A 16,681-nucleotide genomic window follows, 5' to 3' on the forward strand; every position below is an offset into this window, starting at 1 on the left:
GACAAGCCCGGCCATGACGCTTTCGCTATATTCCCCGCGCCGACGGGAGGCGTCTGAGCGCGTTCACCAACGCGTCCAGATCCTCGTACGTGTTGTAGAAGGCCAGTGACGGCCGCACCGTGGATTCCACGCCGAAGCGGCGCAGGATGGGCTGGGCGCAGTGATGGCCGGAGCGCACGGCGATGCCCTCGCCGTCGAGAGCCTTGCCGATGTCCTCGGTGCGGCAGCCATCGATGACGAAGGACAGCACGCCGGCCTTCTCCTTCGCCGTGCCGACCAGGCGCAGGCCGGGGATGGAGAGCAGCCCCTGGGTGCCGTATTCCAGCAACTGATGCTCCCAGGCGGCGATGGTCGCCATGCCGATGGCTTCCACGTAGTCGATGGCCGCCCCCAGACCCACCGCGTCGGCGATGTTGCCGGTCCCCGCCTCGAAGCGGGCGGGGGCGGGCTGGAACAGGGTCTTCTCGAAGGTGACGTCGGCGATCATGTTGCCGCCGCCCTGCCAGGGCGGCATGTGCTCCAGCACCGCCTTTTTGCCGAACACCGCGCCGATGCCGGTGGGGGCGAACACCTTGTGGCCGGAAAAGACGTAGAAGTCGCAGTCCAGGGCCTGGACGTCGACGGGCATGTGCGACACCGCCTGGGCGCCGTCCACCAGCACCAGTGCGCCGTGGCGATGGGCCATGGCGGTCATTTCAGCGGCCGGGGTGACGGTGCCCAGCGCGTTGGACACCTGGGTCAGCGAGACGAGGCGGGTGCGGGGACCCAGGAGCTTCTCGTACTCCTCCAGGATGATCTGGCCCGAATCATCCACCGGGGCGACGCGCAGCCGGGCACCAACCTTGGCGGCTAATTGCTGCCAGGGCACGATGTTGGCGTGGTGCTCCAGCCAGGTGACGACGATCTCGTCGCCTTCACGCACGTTGCGCTCGCCCCAGGCCTTGGCGATCAGGTTGATGCCTTCGGTGGCGCCCCTGACGAAGACGATTTCCTCGGTGGAGCCGGCATTGAGAAAGCGCCGGGTCTTTTCCCGGGCCGCCTCGTAGGCGTCGGTAGAGCGGGCCGCCAGGGCATGGGCGGCGCGGTGGATGTTGGAGTTCTCGTGCTCGTAATAGCGCGTCAGGCGTTCGATCACCTGGCGCGGCTTCTGGGTGGTGGCGGCGTTGTCCAGCCAGATCAGCGGCTTGCCGTGAACCTGCTGGTTCAGGATGGGAAAGTCGCGCTTGACCGCATGGGCGTCGAAGACCCCGACCCGCGACGAGGTCCCCCTGAGGTCGGGGACCAGATCGGGCCGCAACTCGATGGCCAGCAATGGGGGGGACTCAGTCGACGGACCGGGCGGCGGTTCTGGAGCGGCGGCGGGCGGCTCGATCCCGTGGCCGGGAGGCACTAGGCGCACTACGTCGCCCAACTGGTTGAGGACGCCCCGCAAATCCGGCTCGCCCGGCAGCACGGTGGGCGGAAAGGCGGCAGGGTTGCCGGGAGGGGCGGCGGGGGCGGCGGCCAGCGGTCCCACCTGCGGCACCTGAGGCACCGGGGTGACGTTGCCGACCGAGGGGGGCGCCGGCACGCCGGGCGGCACGAATCCGCCGGTGGGGGCTGCCTCGATCAGCGGGAGCGAGGGCGGCGCCACGCCGAAGGAGGGAGCCGACTGGCCGGGCTGGGCGCTGAACAGGGCGTTGGCCATCTGGGCGATCAGCCGGGCATCGGGGGCGCCGGCGAAGCCCGCTGACGGTTCCTCCCAATCCCCGGCGGGCAATGCCGCCGGGGAGGGAGAAGACGGCAGCTCGAGGGAGAGCGGCTGGGTCATGCGAACTTCTTGTCGTAATCGAAGTAGTGATCGACCTCGACATCCTCGAGCACCGCCAGCGCATCCTCGGTGAGCAAGGCGGCCGAGCAATAGAGCGAGATCAGGTACGAGGCGATGGCCTTGCGGTTGATGCCCATGAAGCGAACCGACAGCGATGGCGCCACTTCGCCGGGCACGCCGGGCTGGAACAGGCCGACCACGCCCTGCTTCTTCTCGCCGGTGCGGATCAGCAAGATGTTGGTCTTGCCGCTCTTCTTGCCCTCGGCGGAGATGGTCAGCTTGTCGCTGGGTACCAGGGGCAGGCCGCGCCAGGTGAGGAAATTGGTGCCGAACAGGTTGACGGTGGGTGGCGGCACGCCGCGCTTGGTGCATTCGCGGCCGAAGGCGGCGATGGCCTTGGGGTGGGCCAGGAAGAAGGACGGCTCCTTCCAGACCTTGGAGATCAACTCGTCCAGGTCGTCGGGAGTGGGGGCACCCCTGCGGGTCTTGATGCGCTGGCTTTTGGCGGCGTTGGTCAGCAGGCCGTATTCGGCGTTGTTGATCAGCTCGTATTCCTGCTTCTCCTTCACCTTCTCGATCAGCAGGCGCAGCTGTTCCTGAATCTGGTCGATGGGGTGGGAATAGAGGTCCGAGACCCGGGTCTGAACGTCCAGCACGGTGGTCACCGCGTTCAGCGAGTATTCGCGCGGACTTTCCTCGTAGGGCACGAAGCTTTCCGGCAGGTCAGCGTCGTTGCGCGGGCTGCACTTGACGTCGGCGGAGGCGTCGGCGCCGCTTTCCTTGACCCGGTTCAGGCGGTAGATGCCGGCCTCGACCGGAGTCCAGGGCAGGAACGAGACCAGCCAGCGCGGCGTGATCCCCGACCATTGGGCGCGGGTCTTGGTGGCGTTGGCGAGCTGGCGTGCCGCCTGCTCGTTGAGGGTGCGGCGCACCTCGGTATCCTCGGACATGCAGTCTTCTCCTTGTTGAAAAATCAGTGGGCGGCGACCGATTCCAGCGCCTCGAGCACGGCGGCGATGCCGGTGCTGCGTAAGGGGCGGAACGGCTTATGGAAGCGGCGGCACAGGCCTTTGACCTTGCTTTGGGCCTGATGGCTGACGCAGCCCACGGGGAACAGCACTGCGTCGGCGCGCTCCAGGTGGTTGGCCAGCTTGGTCATGCTTTGCTCGACGCCGCCGTCATGGTGGACAAAGCCGCCGCCGCGCTCCTCCACCAGGCGGCGCAGATGGGCCACGTGCTGGTGACGGCCGCCCACGTAAAGGATCAGGCGGCCGGTGAGATCGAAGGTTTCCGTGGCTGGGGAGGACATGCGGAGGGCTCCTCTCAGATGGAATAGTCGAAGGATTCATAGGACAGCGCCGTCAGGATCTCTTCCTTGGTGCGCAGAACCTCGGGGTCGTTAGTGGTGCGGATGATACGGGCGGGAATGCCGGCCACGGTGGAATGGGGCTCTACCGCTTTCAGCACCACCGAGCCGGCGGCGATGCGCGAATGGGCGCCGATCTCGATATTGCCGAGGATCTTGGCGCCGGCGCCGATGATGGCGCCCTGGCGGACCTTGGGGTGGCGGTCGCCGCTTTCCTTGCCGGTGCCGCCCAGCGTCACGTTTTGCAGCAGGGAGACGTCGTCCTCCACCACGGCGGTTTCGCCCACCACCAGGCCGGTGGCGTGGTCGAGGAAGACGCCCTGGCCGAAGCGGGCGGCCGGGTGGATGTCGGTCTGGAAGACGTCGGAGGAGCGGCTTTGCAGATAGAGCGCGAAGTCCCGCTCGCCCCGGCTCCACAGCCAGTGGGCGAGGCGGTGGGTCTGCACCGCGTGGAAGCCCTTGAAGTAGAGGAACGGCTCGATGAAGCGTTGGGTGGCTGGGTCGCGGTCGAGCACGGCGGCGATGTCGGCCCGCAGCGCCTGGGCGATCTTGGGGGTGGCGGCGACGGCGCGGGCGAAGGTCTCGGTCAGCAGCGGCAAGGTCACCACCTCGTTCTTCAGGCGCTGCGAGATGCGATGGAACACCGCCGCCTCGAAGGTGGGCTGCTCCAGGATGTTGTCGATGAACAGCCGCCTCAGCATGGGGGCGCCGGCTAAGGCCTCCTCGGCCTCCCGGCGCAGTTCGGCCCACAGGCCATCGGAGAAACGGGCGGATTCGCGGTCTTGGCCGATGATCAGCGTCAAGCGCCCCGGTGCCGGCTGAGTCATGGTTCCTGTTCCCCTCATGATCGCATCATCCTGCCGGAAACACTTACATCATAAATCTACTAGATCAATAGAAAAATATCGCAAGGACGCAGCGCGCCGACATAGACAATTTATCTACTAGAAAAATGTATAGCGTCAGGCGAGACTATCCGTCCGGCACCCGTTTTCGGCGTGCCGTCGAAAGAGGGAGTGGTCGGAATGAGCTTCATGACCAACAAGGACGGCTCTGCGATCCAGTTCGAGCAACTGATCGCCCATTTCGAGGAACGGAGCGGCGCCTCCCCGCTGCTGGAGCATTGCGTTCATTTCGAGGATGCCGGCGCCGTCGGGCGCTATGGCGACCTCAGTCTGCGTTCGGCGTTCCAGCCGCTGTTCCTGGCCGATTCCATGCGTGCGGCTGCCCATGAAGCCTTGCTGCGGGTCGACGACGACCGGCAACGGTCCATCTCACCCGAACAGGCGTTCCGTATCCCCAAGACCCCAGAGCGGATCGTCCATTTCGACCGCCTGTGCCGCACCATCCACGCCATCAACTTCGCGGCCCAGGCCGGGCCGGACGCCGTTCTGTACCTCAACGTGGACGGGCGGCATCTCCTCAACGTCCAGGGCGGCACCCACGGCACCTTCTTCGAGGCGCTGCTCGGCCATTGCGGCCTGAGGCCGGGGCAGGTGGTGCTGGAGATCCTGGAATCGCGCATCAACGATTTCGGCCGCCTGACCGAGGCCATCGCCGCCTATCTGCAACGGGGCTTCGGCATCGCCATCGACGATTTTGGCTGCCGGAACTCCAATTTCGACCGGCTGTGGCGGCTGTCGCCCGACATCGTCAAGCTCGACCGCAGCCTGATCGTCCAGTCCACCGCCAACCCCCGCGCCCGCAAGATCCTGCCCAAGCTGGTGGAGATCATTCACGACCTGGGGGCGCGGGTGGTGTGCGAGGGAATCGAGACTGTGTCCCAGCATTCCCTGGCTGTGGACGCCGGGGTGGACATGCTGCAGGGCTATCTCTACGCCCGACCGGCAGAGCGCCTGCAGCACCGCCCCACATCGCCTATGGCAGGAACAGCCGCCCGGCATCCACCGGGCTTTTGATCAGCCCCCATTTGTGCGCCTCGGTCATCCAGCGGGCGGTGACGGCGCGCAAATCCGGAGTGACGCCCAACTGGTAATAGTGGGGCGAGGCGATCAGCGGGTTCTCGGCGGACACCTGCCTGACCGTGGCGGCATCGACGCGCAGCTTCTCGCCGAACCACTCGGCGGCCTGTTCCGGGCGGGCGCGGATATAGGCCACCGAATCCGCCAGGGCGCCGGTCAGCGAACGGATGGCGTCGGGGTGCTTCTCCAAGTAGGCGGCGCGGGCCAGGACCACGTAGGTGTGAGGCCAGCTCTTGATCAGCCGGGCGCCTTGGCTCTGCTGTAGCCGCAGCACCTGGGGCTGGCGGATGACAATGGCGTCGGCATGGTCCTTCTCCAACGCCACCGGCAGTTCGGCGGGCTGGATGTTGAGAAGCTCCACGTCGGTCTTGGGGTCGAGTCCGGCCTCGGCCAGCGAGGCCAGCAGGTCGAGATGGCTGTCCGACCCGAACGATACGGCGATCCGTTTGCCCTTGAGGTCCGCCAGTTTGGCCACCGGGCTTGCCGCCTTCACCAGGAGGGCGTAGCTGGAATGGCCGAGGCCCGAGACGATCACCGCCTGGCCCGGCAGGCGGGCGGCGAAGGTGGCCAGCGGCATCAGGCTGGTGACGGCGACGTCCAACTGGCCGGCGGCGAAGGCCTCCATCATGGGCGGGCCGTTCTGAAAGAAGGTGTACTCCACCTCCTGGCCGCGGGCGGCGGCGAGATTGGCCTTTTCCAGGATGGTGACGATCTGGCCGTTCATTCCGGCGGGATAGCCCAGCCGCAGCTTGTCCTGGGCGGCGGCCGGGAGGGCGAGGAACAGAGTGACCGCCAGGGCCAGCAATCGGGTCATGTCAATTCTCCTGCCAGGGGACGAGAAGGCGGCGTTCGGCCAGGGTGAAGGCCCAGGTCATCAGGGCGCCCAGCGTGCCGATGGTGACCATGCCCACCAGGACATGGGCGGTCTGAAGGGTCAGGCGGTTGGCCTGGATCATGTAGCCCAGGCCGCTTTGGGCGGCGATCAGCTCGGCGGTGACCACCGCCATCCAGCTTTGCCCCAGGCCGATGCGCAGGCCGGTGGCGATCATGGGCAGAGCGGCGGGCAGTCGCACCTCGAGCAACAAGGCCAGTCGGGTGGCCCCCAGGCAGCGGGCGGCGTCCAGATAACGCCCGCCCACCGCCAGCCCCCCGGCGAAGGCGTTGAGGAAGATGGGAAAGAAGGCGGCGATGGCGGTGATGAAGAAGCTGGGGGCGTCGCCCAGGCCGAACCACAGGATGGCCAACGGTATCCAGGCGATGGGCGGAATGGGGCGCAGCAGGCTGACCACCGGCAGCAGCGATTGCCGCAGCGGTCCCCAGGCGGCCATCACCAGGGCCAGCGGCACCGCCAGGCCCGAGGCCAGCACATAACCGCCCAGCACCCGGCGCAGCGAGGCCCCCAGGTCGCGGTGAAAGGCTCCCGAGCCGATCACCTCACCCAGCACCCCGGCCACCTCGGCGGGCGAGGGCAGCAGGACCGGATTGTCCAGTCCCGCCGCCGCCAGGGCCCAGAAGGCGACCAGCAGCCCCAGGCCCGACAGGGCGCTAGAGAACCGGGCGGCTCGACGTATAGCGGCGCTTGACACCGAAGGCCTCCTTCCAGTGGCGCCAGGCCCGGAAGCCCTGGACCAGTTCCTCGTGGGGGGTGCCGATGGGGAAGGGGGTGGGGCTGGGGTGATCGGTCCACAGGCCTTTGCGGCGCCGGGCCTCGCGCTGGTCGGCCAGCCAGTCGTTGTAGCTTTCGTAGACCACATGGCCGTCCTCGCTGTCCAGGGTGGCGGCACGGATACGGGCATCGTAATCCCGCCAGCGCCGCGCCTCGGCCTCGGTGGGGGGCTGAGGCTCCACGTCCAGTTCATAGCCGGCCTCGGCCAGTTCCCTGCCGGCGATGGCGGCGAAGACCCGCTGGTCGCGCAGGCTGAGCAGGGTCTTGTGGATGCCGATATAGCGGTCGCTGACCGGGTGCCCCAGCGGCGCATGGTCGCGCTGGGCGCCGCGCGCCTGGGCGATGGAGGTGGTGTGGAACTCCAGGAAGGCCGGGCTGTACTCCACCCCCAGGAAGGCGGCGATGCGCTTCAACTCGGCCTCGGGCTGGCGCACCAGGGTCTCGTAGCGCACGTCGAACCACTGCCCGGGGGCAACCTTGGCCCGTGCCGCCGCGATGGTCCGCTGGTTCAGCGCCCAGATCTCGGCGGCGGCCAGGATGTTGGTGGGGCCGAACGAGGATTCCAGGTAATCGGCGCTGGCGTCGCGGCCGTCCCGGGTGATGACCACGAATTGGGCGTTGGGGAAGTCCTCCAGGATCTGGTCCACGAAGAACAGGTTGTAGGGAGTCTTCTCGCCCCAGCGCGGCTTGCCCGCATGCCGGGCGTAGCGCCCCAGGATGGCGGCATAGGCGCCGGCGAAGCTGCGCTCAGGGGCTTCGGCCACCAGTTCGTCGACGATGGTGCGCGGATTGACCGGGAGGTCGAAGAATGGCGTCTTCAGGCCGAAGATCATCTCCTCGACCAGGGCGCGGAAATTGGTGCCCTCGGACAGGTCGCCATGGGTGTGAACATAGGGACGGAAACGGGGATAGAACCACGCCACCTCGGGCACGGCGATGTCGGGATGATTGCCGAGCATGGCCATCACCAGGGTGGTGCCGGAGCGCTCGGGGCCGATGACGAAAATGGGACGCTGGGACAGGGTGACGGGCATGGGGACTCTCTTGGTTAGCCGGCGAAGCGGCGCAGGCGCTCTTCGTCGCGGATGAGGATGCGGGTGGGGGTGACGTCCACCATGCCCTGCTCGCGGAAGCGCTCCAGGGTGGTGGTGACCCATTGCCGGGTCGAGCCGACCATCTTGGCCAGATCCTCCTGGGTCAGGGTGCGGCTGATGGCGATGCCGTCGGCGGTGCGCCGGCCGTCCAGATTGGCCATCAGCAGCAGAAGCTGGGCGAGGCGCTCGGCGGCCGAGCGGGTGCCCAGCATGTGGATGAGGGCGGAATAGGCCTTGCCCTTGTGGACCAGGGCCTCGACCAGGGCCAGGGTGAGCCGCGGCAGCCGGTCCAGCAACTGGCGCAGCTCGCGGCCCCTGACATGCAGCACCTGGGTCGGGCGGATGGCCTGGCCCGACCACATGTGCGGGCTGCCGCCGAAGATCTCGGGACCGCCGACGAAATTGCCCGGCGACCAATAGGCCAGGGTGATCTCGCGCCCCGACGGGCCGGTGTAATAGCTGCGCACCTGCCCGGCCAGAATGATGAAGATGCCGTCGTGGTGGTCGCCCTGCTGGAACACCGTGGCGCCGGCGGCATGGTGCTGGACCGAGGACACCGCCAGGACCTGGGCGTATTCCTCGTCGGACAGGCCGGCCAGCAGGTTGGGGCTCAGCGCGGCGCCGTCATCCTCGTGCAGGTGGAGCGACGGGGCGGGCAAGGCTCGGGCGGCATTGGCGGTCATGGTGTCCTCCTCAGATTCCGGCGCCATCGATGAAGTCGAAGGCGCGGCGGCTTTCCTGGCGGATCAGCCGCAGGCATTGGCGCTTGTGCTCGGCGAATTGGGGCGTGGCGAAGACGTCCTCGGGTCGGGGGCGGGGCAGGTCGAGCCGCAGGTCGAGCAGCACCCGGCCCGGCGCGGCACTCATCACCACCACCCGGTCGGCCAGGAACAGGGCCTCGTCGATGTCGTGGGTGACGAACAGCACGGTGTTGCCGATCTGGCCCCACAGGCGCAGCAGGCTCTCCTGCATGATGGACCGCGTCTGGGCGTCCAGGGCTCCGAACGGCTCGTCCATCAGCAGCACGCTGGGATGGTTGACCAGGGCGCGGGCGATGCCCACCCGCTGGGCCATGCCGCCCGAAAGCGCGGCGGGATAGCGCTGGGCGGACCCGCCCAGGCCGACCAGATCCAGGTATTCCCTGGCCAGGTCGCGGGCCTCGGCGCGGGTCTTGCCCTGCATGCGCGGCCCGAAAGCGACGTTTTCCAGCACGGTCTTCCAGGGGAACAGCGAATGCTGCTGGAACACCATGCCACGTTCCGGCCCCGGGCCGGTGACCTCGACGCCGTCGACCGCCACGCGGCCCCGTGCCGGGCGCAGGAAGCCGGCCACCGCGTTGAGCGCCGTCGACTTGCCGCAGCCCGACGGCCCCAGCAGGCAGACGAACTCGCCCGGTTCGATTTCCAGCGAGAAATCCTCGACCGCCGCATGGGCGCCGAAGCTGACCGACAGGCGCTGGATGCCGATTCGGCCCCGGGTGACGGTCAGGCTGCGGCGGTTGGGAAGGGCGTTCATGGGCGGGCCTCGCGGCGAAGGGGGGCGGAGGCGGTGCTCCACGGCATGACGGCGCGGCCCAGCAGGCGGATCAGGCCGCTGGAGGCCAGCCCCAGCACCCCGATCAGCAGCATGCCCAGCACGATGTCGGCGTATTGCACCAGGGCATAGGCTTCCCAGGTGAAATAGCCGATGCCGAATTGCCCCGAGATCATCTCGGCGGCGATCAGCGACACCCAGGCCACCCCCATGCCCACCGTCAGGCCGGTGAAGATGTGCGGCAGCGCCCCGGGCAGGAAGACATGGCGGAACAGGGCGGCCTCGCCCGCGCCCAGCGAGCGCGATGCCCGGACCAGGGCGGGGTCGATGGCCGCCACCCCGTGCAGGGTGTTGATCAGGATGGGAAAGAACGAGCCCAGGAAGGTGATGAAGACGATACTTTCCTCGTTGCTGGGCCACAGCATGATGGACATGGGCACCCAGGCGATGGCCGGGATGGGGCGCAGCACCTCGACCACCGGATAGACCGCCGAACGCAGCGGAGCGAAGCGGCCCATGGCGATGCCCAGCGGCACGGCGACGATGGCCGCCAGGGCGAAGCCGGCACCGATGCGCTGGACGCTCATGGCGATGTGTTCGAGGAAGCGGGGATCGGCGAAGGCCACCAGGGCCCGGCGCAGCACCGCCTCGGGCGAAGGAACGTTGCCGAAGCGCACATGCAGGTCCAGCCGGTAAAGGGTGGCCAGATGCCAGGCTGCCAGGAACAGCCCCAGGGAGGTGATGCCCAGGGCCCAGGAGCGGAGCTGGAGACGGCCCCCACCCCAACCCTCCCCCGGCCTGGCCGGGGGAGGGAGGGACCCGCTAAGCGGGAGGGAGGGGGCGAAATTCTTCGTCATCCCCATCAGCTCCCGGCGCCCACCGCCACCAGGGCTTCGTCGAAGCCCGCCACCTTGCCGCCGATCCGGGCGGCGTGGGCCTCGGCGTCCTTCTTCACCAGGAAGGGCGTGGCGTCGCCGCCCTTGGGGGGGATGGCGTAGAAGGCCTGATCGGCGAACAGCTTGATGCCCAGCGTGGTGTCGTAGAGATAGGCTACCTTGACCTTCTGGCCCTTGCGCTTCAGGTCGTTGAACGCCGCCAGGGTGCATTTGGGCGAGGAATAGGCGGCGATGTCGCCGTTCTCGATCCAGATCTGTCCGGCCTTGCGCGGTTCGGCGATGGCGGTCTTGCAGAAGGAATCGTGGCCCCGGACCTCGTAATTGGTCAGGCTGGACAGCTGGCCCTCGTAGTTCAGGCCCAGCTCGGCATAGGCCTTGCGGATGTAGGAATCGTTGACCCATTTGGCGACGTCGAAATCCTTGATGCGGTCCAGCTTCTGCAGGACGCGGGCATCGTCGGCGGCGTCGGCCACCAAAGCGGGCTTGATGGTGGGGTCGACGGTCATGATGCCGCCCGGCCCCAGGAAGATGTAGACCACTTCCTTGTCGATGCCGGTCCATTTGGCGATCTGCTCGGCGGCGCGCTTGGGATCGGCCTTGATCCACTGCTCGGCCTCGATCTGGGCCTTGAGATAGGCCACGACGATCTCGGGATACTTCTCGGCGAAGTCGGTGCGCACGACCACGCCGTGCCAGGTGGCGGCGCCGCTTTCCACCCCGTCGTAGATCTTGCGGGCGAAGCCGCGGAAGGGCAGCAGCTCGGCGAAGGGCACGAAATCGGCGTGGGCGTCGATCTTCTTTTCCTGAAGGTTGGTGGCACCCACCTCGGGGCTTTGGCTCACCAGCTTCCAGTAATCGGCGCCCCAGCCCTTGTCCTGCATGGTCTTCAGCAGCATGCCGTGGGCGGCCGAGCCGAAGGGGACGCTGACCACCTTGCCCTTCAGGTCCGAGAGTTCGTAATAGGGGCTGTCCTTGTGCACCACCAGCCCGTTGCCGGAACCGTTGATGTTGTAGGCGGCCACCGAGATCAGCTGGCTCTTGGCGTCGGGATTGGACTGGAAGGTATAGCCGTTGACCACCAGGGGATAGTCGCCCATGGCGCCGAACTGCAGCTTGCCCGCCATCATGCCGTTGGTCACCGGCGGGCCGGAGGTGAAGTTCTGCCAGTCCAGCTTGACGGTGATATCGGCGTATTTGCCGGTCTTGGGCAGGTATTTGTCCAGCAGCTTCAACTCGCGGATCACCGCGCCGGCGGTCACCGTGTTGGTGGTGGTGTCCTGGGTGCCGATGCCGATGGTCAGCGTCTGGCCGGCCTGAGCCGGGGCGGTCAGCGCCAGGATGGCGGCGCCGGTGAGAAGCGCGGTGCGAAGGCTCATGTCCCCTGTCTCCTGCGGGAGGAATTGCGTTGCCCCGACGTTGCTCGACCGCCCCCATGGGAGTCAATCTAAAATCTAGCAGATTGATGTGCTGTGCCAGTAGTTGTCCATTTTCATGATGTTAAATTGTCAGCGCCGTCGCATCAGGGCGGTGGCTCCGGCGATGGTCGCCACGCAATAGGGAACGGCATAGGTCAGCGCCAGCTTGAACAGATTGGGGGTGTGTCCCGACAACAGGGAATCGCCCTGATTGATCAGGTTGAGCAAGGTGCCGACGATGGCCGTCAGGGTCAGCGAGCGGCGCTGGAGGCCGTCGCTTGTCGCCGCCTGGATGAAGCGGCGGATCAAAGATCCGGGCATGGGGGGGACTCCGCAAGAGTATGCGGGGCGGCCGGAGCCGCCCCGCACCCAGGGTCGCTTAACGTTTCAGCCACGGAATCTGCTCGGCGGAATAGCGGAACGAGCGGAACACCGAGTTCTGCTCGCCCTGCACCGCCGGGGATTGGTCGCGGGTGATCTGCTGGGGGGCGAAATGCGGATTGACGTATTCCCAGACGATCTCCTTGTCGGGGGTGACCTCGAACAGGCGGCCGTAATTGCCCTCGGTGATCAGCGTATTGCCGTTGGGCAGGCGCTGGGCGCCGGAGATGTAGGGGCTGAAGAAATTGTGCAGCGGCGTGTCGGTGTACTGCCAGACGATCTCCTTGGTCTTCTTGTCCACCTCGATCACCCGCGAGAAGTTCAGCGCCGCGTTCTCGCGGTAGGTGCCGTTGTCGAAGATCAGGATATTGCCGTTGGGCAATTCGTGGGGGTAGTGCTGGTGCGACAGGGTCTCGCGCCCCAGGCGCCAGATAATCTTGCCGGTCCTGCGCTCGACGATCACCACGGTCGACAGGTTGCGGAAGCTGAGGATGAAATTGCCGTCGGCCAACTCGCCCACCGTGTTGGCGTGGCTCCATTCCTCGCGCTTGTCGTGGCTGGTGATGATGTCGGTCTCGGGATCGAGATGCTCGAAGGCGTGCCAGGTCCAGATGATCTTGCCCTCGGAGGTGACCTCGTGGATGACATCGGCCAGGATGCCGCCGTCAGGCAGCTCGGTGCCGGGCAGGCCGCCCCGCACCTTGGCGGCCAACTCCGCCGGAATGCGTTCGGTGGCCAGGATGACGACGTTGCCGTTGGCCAGCCGCCTGGCGTCGTGGTGGTGGTCGGGGTGGCGATATTCCCAGACGATCTTGCCCGAGGGATCGGCTTCCAGGACGATGCCGCCCTTGAACCACCAGGGAACCCCGTCCAGGTTCTCGGTGGTCTTGCCGCTGTAGAACAGATTGCCGTTGGGCAGCAGATAGCCGTACGAGCCGGGCGGATAGGGCAGGTTCCACTGGTGGACCACATTGCCCTCCAGATCGACCAGATAGACCTGCCCGCTGCCGGTGATGGGGGCGAACAGCGTATAGCCGGGAAAGGCCCGATCCCGGTCCAGGGCGCGCAGGCCGACGCCGCGGCGGCGGATGGTGTTCTGATCGACGCTACTTTTCTGGGTCATGGAAATCCTCGGGTTTGGGGTGATGATTGATGAGTGTGCCGTTGGGCGTTGTGCTCAATTAACAGTGATTGAAGAGTTGTTTGTGTACGTTGTACGTGTTGATACGCTAGAATCATATTGTCCACTAATCAAGTAGACTGTAGATTGCCTCCGCTACAGAGCAGGAGGTCGAGATGAAGTTTGGTCGTCGCGTTGCGTTGCGGGTGCTGTCGGCAGCCGCGTCCCTGGCTTTGCTGCCCTCGGTGGCGCGGGCCGAGCCGGTGACGGTGGATGTGGGTTATGTGCCGTTCGTGGCCATCGCCCAGTTGTTCGTCATGGAATCCGAAGGCTGGGCCAAGGAGGCCGGGATCGAGTTGAAGCTGACCCGCTTCAATGCCGGTCCCGCCTTGGTTCAGGCCCTGGCCTCGGGCAAGTTCGACGCCACCTATATGGCGGTCTCGCCGGTGGTGGTGGCGCGGGCCGGCGGCATCGACCTGAAGATCGTCGCCACCAACGGCATCGAATCGGTATCCTTCGTCGGCACCGGCGCCCTGGCCGAGGCCTATGCCAAGACCGCCACGCCCGCCGAGGCCTTTGCCCGATTCCGCAAGGAGACCGGGCGGCCGGCCAAGATCGCGGCCCTGCCCAAGGGCACCATTCCCGACACCGCCATCCGCTATTACCTCGCCGCCAACAAGGTCGCCGACGAGGATGTGCAGATTCTCGGCCAGGGCGAGGAGCAGGTGCGGCAGGCCGTCCTGGCCAAGGCCGCCGACGGCGCCGCCATGCCGGAACCGGTGATCACCATCGTCTTGCAGAAGGACCCCACGGCCAAGGTCCTGGCCAACGGCAAGCAATTGATGCCCGGCCATCCTGGCTTCGTGCTGTCGCTGCGCGAGTCCTTCATCAAGGCCCACCCGGACACCGCCCGCAAGCTGGTGGAACTGAACGCCCGGGCCACGGAGCTGATCCGCAAGGACCCCAAGCGGGCGGCCAAGGATGTGCTCCAGCACATGGGCAAGGGCCTGATCGAGGAAGACGTGATGGTCGCCGCCCTGTCGTCGCCCTACAACCCCATCACCGACGACCCCAACCTGATCCTGTCCAGCACCGAGACCTTGCAGGACTTCCAGTTGCAGATCGGCGCCCAGGCCAAGAAGGTGCCCAATGCCGAGCTGTTCGATCTCGGCTTCTATAATTCGCTCAAGGCGGGGCGTTGATGGCGTCGCCGGTCACCGCCAGCCGATCCCGGCGCCCGGCGATGTTCGCCGGGATCGCCGTCTTTCTCGGCCTCTGGGAGGCGGCGGCGCGGACGGGGCTGATTCCCGCCATTCTGGTTCCGCCGCCCAGCAGCGTGGTCGCCGCCTTCCAGAAGGAGGCCGGTAGTGGCATGTGGCTGACCTATGTGGTGGCCAGTCTGGGACATTATTCGGCGGGCGTGCTGATCGGCAGCGTCCTGGGCATCACCCTGGGGGTGGCCTCGGCCCTGTGGCCGCTGGTCGAGGCCTCGCAGGAGGGCATCGCCCGGCTGCTGCGCCCCATTCCGCCCATCGCCTGGATTCCCTTCGCCATCATCTGGTTCGGGGTCACCGAGGGTGCGGCGGCCTTCATCATCGCCATCGGCGTGTTCTGGCTGAACTATTTCGCCGCCAACACCGCCGTCAAGGGCGTGGACAGGGGGCTGATCGAGCTGGCCCACGCCTTCGGCCAGGGCAGCCTGGTCAAGCGCCTGCTCAAGGTCGTCCTGCCCGGTGCCGCGCCGGGACTCTTTTCCGGTCTGCGGGCCGGGTTGGGCATGGGCTGGATCGCGGTGCTGGCCGCCGAACTGTTCGGCATCTCCGGCATCGGCCAGCGGATGATGGAGGCCTCGGGCGTGCTGGCCACCGACATCGTGCTGCTCTACATGGCCACCATCGCCCTGCTTTACGCCATCTTCGACGGGGCGGTGATCTGGGTCGCCGAAAGGACCTTGCGATGGACGCACTAGCCCCCGTTAGCCCCCCGGTCATTCGCCTGGAGGGGCTGGCCTTCGGCTATCCCGGCGACCGCAGCCACGCGATCGTTCTCCAGGATCTTGACCTGGAGGTGCGGCACGGCGACTTCATCGCCCTGGTCGGGCAGTCGGGAGCGGGGAAATCCACCCTGCTGCGCGTCATCGCCGGATTGGTGCCGGCGGTCCTCGGGCAGGTATATGTGGAGCCGCCCAAGGAGCCGGACTCCCGCCAGATCGGCATGGTCTTCCAGGATGCCCGCCTGCTGCCCTGGCGCCGGGTGCTGGCCAATGTGGAATACGGCCTCGAGGGGCTGGTCAAGTCGCGCCACGAACGGCGGCGGCGCGCCTTGGCGGCCCTCGACCTGGTCGGGCTGACCGAGTTCGCCGACCGCTGGCCGCACCACCTGTCCGGCGGGCAGCGCCAGCGGGTGGGCCTGGCCCGCGCCCTGGCCGTGCGTCCCGCCCTGCTGCTGATGGACGAGCCGTTCGGGGCGCTGGACCCCGCCACCCGCCACGGCCTGCAGGACCAGTTGCTGTCCATCTGGCAGGCGACCGGCACCTCCATCATCTTCGTCACCCACGACATCGACGAGGCCACCTACCTGGCCGACCGGGTGATCGTCCTGGGGGGCTCGCCCGCCCGCATCCTGCGCCAGTTGGACGTCGAGGCGCCGCGTCCGCGCTGCCGCAACGATCTGGCCGACGACCCGACCGCCACCGCGCTGCGCAGCCAGCTTTACGAAACCTTCTTCTACAAGGATGGAATCTAGCATGACCACCAGCGCCAAGCCCGGCTTCCGCCTGGGCGTCTACGTCTGCAAGGATGTGGAGATCGTCGATTTCGCCTCGCCCTACGGCGTGTTCTCGGTGGCGCGCCGCCTGGACCCGGAGATCGACGTGTTCCTGATCGCCGACGCCTTGCGTCCCGTGCAGGCGGTGTCGGGCTTCACCGTCCTGCCCAATTACAGCTTCGCCGACCGTCCCGCCCTGGACGCCCTGCTGATCCCCGGCGGCCCCGGCCTGAAGCAGGAACAGCACAACCGCCGTCTCCACGACTATGTCCGCGAACTGCCTGAAAGCTGCCTGCTGACCTCCGTCTGCACCGGGTCGTGGGTCTATGCCCGCATGGGGCTGTTGGACGGCTTGGCAGCCACCAACCGCAAGAACCCCGACCGGCTGGAGGCCCAGGGCATCGGCCAGCTTCCCATCGACCGGCTGGCCCAACTGGCGCCTACCTGCCGGATCAGCCGGGCCCGGATCGTCGATGCCGGGCGCATGGTCACCGCCGGCGGCATCGCGTCCGGCATGGAACTGGGATTCCACCTTCTCCGTCGGGCTGGTTATGCCGAGGATTGGGTGGCCGAGGTGGCGCGGCTGATGGAGTACGAGGCCGGCTACGCCACCTATCGCGACGACGTCGAAATCGCGGGCAATTAGTTGCTC

Annotated in this window: 18 protein-coding genes; 5 read left to right on the plus strand and 13 right to left on the minus strand. The window is 67.1% G+C overall.

Features of this window, described 5'->3' with window-relative positions:
- Window positions 1-25: 25 nt before the first annotated feature.
- The 4 genes from AMB_RS09350 to cysE are packed head-to-tail and all read right to left on the minus strand — an operon-like array spanning window position 26 to window position 4,003.
- Window positions 26-1,810: a family 2A encapsulin nanocompartment cargo protein cysteine desulfurase gene (locus AMB_RS09350; RefSeq protein ID WP_011384254.1), complete on the minus strand. Its 1,785-nt coding sequence runs from the start codon at window positions 1,808-1,810 to the stop codon at window positions 26-28.
- A complete protein-coding gene (locus tag AMB_RS26025; protein ID WP_011384255.1) occupies window positions 1,807-2,760 on the minus strand; it encodes a family 2A encapsulin nanocompartment shell protein in 954 nt (317 codons plus the stop codon). Before AMB_RS26025 ends, AMB_RS09350 begins: the two co-directional genes overlap by 4 nt.
- Window positions 2,761-2,783: 23 nt before the next feature.
- A complete protein-coding gene (locus AMB_RS09360) occupies window positions 2,784-3,119 on the minus strand; it encodes a DUF2325 domain-containing protein (protein ID WP_011384256.1) in 336 nt (111 codons plus the stop codon).
- Between the two features lie 14 nt (window positions 3,120-3,133).
- Window positions 3,134-4,003: a serine O-acetyltransferase gene (gene cysE, locus AMB_RS09365; protein WP_043744033.1), complete on the minus strand. Its 870-nt coding sequence runs from the start codon at window positions 4,001-4,003 to the stop codon at window positions 3,134-3,136.
- A 198-nt stretch (window positions 4,004-4,201) separates the two neighbouring features.
- On the opposite strand from cysE, the gene AMB_RS09370 reads away from it, so the two are divergent.
- Entirely contained in the window at window positions 4,202-5,095 is an 894-nt protein-coding gene (locus tag AMB_RS09370; protein ID WP_011384258.1) for an EAL domain-containing protein, read from the plus strand.
- On the opposite strand, the gene AMB_RS09375 is transcribed toward AMB_RS09370, so the two are convergent.
- The 9 genes from AMB_RS09375 to AMB_RS09415 all read right to left on the minus strand — a co-directional run bounded on the left by AMB_RS09375 (window position 5,055) and on the right by AMB_RS09415 (window position 13,266).
- Window positions 5,055-5,972 (minus strand): ABC transporter substrate-binding protein, encoded by a 918-nt coding sequence (locus AMB_RS09375; RefSeq protein ID WP_011384259.1) that lies wholly within the window; start codon window positions 5,970-5,972, stop codon window positions 5,055-5,057. The two genes, AMB_RS09370 and AMB_RS09375, sit on opposite strands and share 41 nt — an antisense overlap.
- Window position 5,973: 1 nt before the next feature.
- Window positions 5,974-6,744 carry an ABC transporter permease gene (locus AMB_RS09380; RefSeq protein ID WP_011384260.1) on the minus strand — a complete coding sequence of 257 codons (771 nt, stop codon included), beginning with the start codon at window positions 6,742-6,744 and terminating at the stop codon, window positions 5,974-5,976.
- Window positions 6,704-7,858, minus strand: coding sequence for a sulfotransferase family protein (locus AMB_RS09385; protein WP_011384261.1), 1,155 nt, complete (start codon window positions 7,856-7,858; stop codon window positions 6,704-6,706). The genes AMB_RS09380 and AMB_RS09385 overlap by 41 nt, the downstream gene beginning before the upstream one ends.
- Window positions 7,859-7,872: 14 nt before the next feature.
- Window positions 7,873-8,601, minus strand: a complete 729-nt coding sequence (locus AMB_RS09390; protein ID WP_011384262.1) for a Crp/Fnr family transcriptional regulator — start codon at window positions 8,599-8,601, stop codon at window positions 7,873-7,875.
- 10 nt (window positions 8,602-8,611) lie between these two features.
- Window positions 8,612-9,433 carry an ABC transporter ATP-binding protein gene (locus AMB_RS09395; protein ID WP_011384263.1) on the minus strand — a complete coding sequence of 274 codons (822 nt, stop codon included), beginning with the start codon at window positions 9,431-9,433 and terminating at the stop codon, window positions 8,612-8,614.
- On the minus strand, window positions 9,430-10,308 hold the full coding sequence (locus AMB_RS09400; protein WP_197531985.1) for an ABC transporter permease: 879 nt from the start codon (window positions 10,306-10,308) through the stop codon (window positions 9,430-9,432). The genes AMB_RS09395 and AMB_RS09400 overlap by 4 nt, the downstream gene beginning before the upstream one ends.
- Before the next feature lie 5 nt (window positions 10,309-10,313).
- A complete protein-coding gene (locus AMB_RS09405; protein WP_011384265.1) occupies window positions 10,314-11,723 on the minus strand; it encodes an ABC transporter substrate-binding protein in 1,410 nt (469 codons plus the stop codon).
- Between the two features lie 129 nt (window positions 11,724-11,852).
- Complete coding sequence (gene nrtS / locus AMB_RS09410; protein WP_043744037.1) at window positions 11,853-12,083, minus strand: nitrate/nitrite transporter NrtS; 231 nt, start codon at window positions 12,081-12,083, stop codon at window positions 11,853-11,855.
- 58 nt (window positions 12,084-12,141) lie between these two features.
- Window positions 12,142-13,266 carry an aryl-sulfate sulfotransferase gene (locus AMB_RS09415; RefSeq protein ID WP_011384267.1) on the minus strand — a complete coding sequence of 375 codons (1,125 nt, stop codon included), beginning with the start codon at window positions 13,264-13,266 and terminating at the stop codon, window positions 12,142-12,144.
- A gap of 173 nt (window positions 13,267-13,439) precedes the next feature.
- On the opposite strand from AMB_RS09415, the gene AMB_RS09420 reads away from it, so the two are divergent.
- From AMB_RS09420 to AMB_RS09435, 4 genes are read left to right on the plus strand one after another with little or no spacing between them, the layout of a single operon-like run.
- Window positions 13,440-14,465 (plus strand): ABC transporter substrate-binding protein, encoded by a 1,026-nt coding sequence (locus tag AMB_RS09420; protein WP_011384268.1) that lies wholly within the window; start codon window positions 13,440-13,442, stop codon window positions 14,463-14,465.
- A complete protein-coding gene (locus tag AMB_RS09425) occupies window positions 14,465-15,232 on the plus strand; it encodes an ABC transporter permease (RefSeq protein WP_011384269.1) in 768 nt (255 codons plus the stop codon). The genes AMB_RS09420 and AMB_RS09425 overlap by 1 nt, the downstream gene beginning before the upstream one ends.
- Window positions 15,220-16,008 carry an ABC transporter ATP-binding protein gene (locus AMB_RS09430; RefSeq protein ID WP_011384270.1) on the plus strand — a complete coding sequence of 263 codons (789 nt, stop codon included), beginning with the start codon at window positions 15,220-15,222 and terminating at the stop codon, window positions 16,006-16,008. Before AMB_RS09425 ends, AMB_RS09430 begins: the two co-directional genes overlap by 13 nt.
- 1 nt (window position 16,009) lies before the next feature.
- Window positions 16,010-16,675 carry a DJ-1/PfpI family protein gene (locus tag AMB_RS09435; protein ID WP_011384271.1) on the plus strand — a complete coding sequence of 222 codons (666 nt, stop codon included), beginning with the start codon at window positions 16,010-16,012 and terminating at the stop codon, window positions 16,673-16,675.
- The last annotated feature ends 6 nt before the right edge of the window (window positions 16,676-16,681 follow it).

Source organism: Paramagnetospirillum magneticum AMB-1 (assembly GCF_000009985.1).
Lineage (GTDB): Bacteria > Pseudomonadota > Alphaproteobacteria > Rhodospirillales > Magnetospirillaceae > Phaeospirillum > Phaeospirillum magneticum.

Bases quoted from the DNA above. Each gene is read 5' to 3' on its own strand.
- AMB_RS09350 (WP_011384254.1), bottom strand. From the start codon at position 1,810: ATGACCCAGCCGCTCTCCCTCGAGCTGCCGTCTTCTCCCTCCCCGGCG.
- AMB_RS26025 (WP_011384255.1), bottom strand. From the start codon at position 2,760: ATGTCCGAGGATACCGAGGTGCGCCGCACCCTCAACGAGCAGGCGGCA.
- AMB_RS09360 (WP_011384256.1), bottom strand. From the start codon at position 3,119: ATGTCCTCCCCAGCCACGGAAACCTTCGATCTCACCGGCCGCCTGATC.
- cysE (WP_043744033.1), bottom strand. From the start codon at position 4,003: ATGACTCAGCCGGCACCGGGGCGCTTGACGCTGATCATCGGCCAAGAC.
- AMB_RS09370 (WP_011384258.1), top strand. From the start codon at position 4,202: ATGAGCTTCATGACCAACAAGGACGGCTCTGCGATCCAGTTCGAGCAA.
- AMB_RS09375 (WP_011384259.1), bottom strand. From the start codon at position 5,972: ATGACCCGATTGCTGGCCCTGGCGGTCACTCTGTTCCTCGCCCTCCCG.
- AMB_RS09385 (WP_011384261.1), bottom strand. From the start codon at position 7,858: ATGCCCGTCACCCTGTCCCAGCGTCCCATTTTCGTCATCGGCCCCGAG.
- AMB_RS09390 (WP_011384262.1), bottom strand. From the start codon at position 8,601: ATGACCGCCAATGCCGCCCGAGCCTTGCCCGCCCCGTCGCTCCACCTG.
- AMB_RS09395 (WP_011384263.1), bottom strand. From the start codon at position 9,433: ATGAACGCCCTTCCCAACCGCCGCAGCCTGACCGTCACCCGGGGCCGA.
- AMB_RS09400 (WP_197531985.1), bottom strand. From the start codon at position 10,308: ATGACGAAGAATTTCGCCCCCTCCCTCCCGCTTAGCGGGTCCCTCCCT.
- AMB_RS09405 (WP_011384265.1), bottom strand. From the start codon at position 11,723: ATGAGCCTTCGCACCGCGCTTCTCACCGGCGCCGCCATCCTGGCGCTG.
- nrtS (WP_043744037.1), bottom strand. From the start codon at position 12,083: ATGCCCGGATCTTTGATCCGCCGCTTCATCCAGGCGGCGACAAGCGAC.
- AMB_RS09415 (WP_011384267.1), bottom strand. From the start codon at position 13,266: ATGACCCAGAAAAGTAGCGTCGATCAGAACACCATCCGCCGCCGCGGC.
- AMB_RS09420 (WP_011384268.1), top strand. From the start codon at position 13,440: ATGAAGTTTGGTCGTCGCGTTGCGTTGCGGGTGCTGTCGGCAGCCGCG.
- AMB_RS09425 (WP_011384269.1), top strand. From the start codon at position 14,465: ATGGCGTCGCCGGTCACCGCCAGCCGATCCCGGCGCCCGGCGATGTTC.
- AMB_RS09430 (WP_011384270.1), top strand. From the start codon at position 15,220: ATGGACGCACTAGCCCCCGTTAGCCCCCCGGTCATTCGCCTGGAGGGG.
- AMB_RS09435 (WP_011384271.1), top strand. From the start codon at position 16,010: ATGACCACCAGCGCCAAGCCCGGCTTCCGCCTGGGCGTCTACGTCTGC.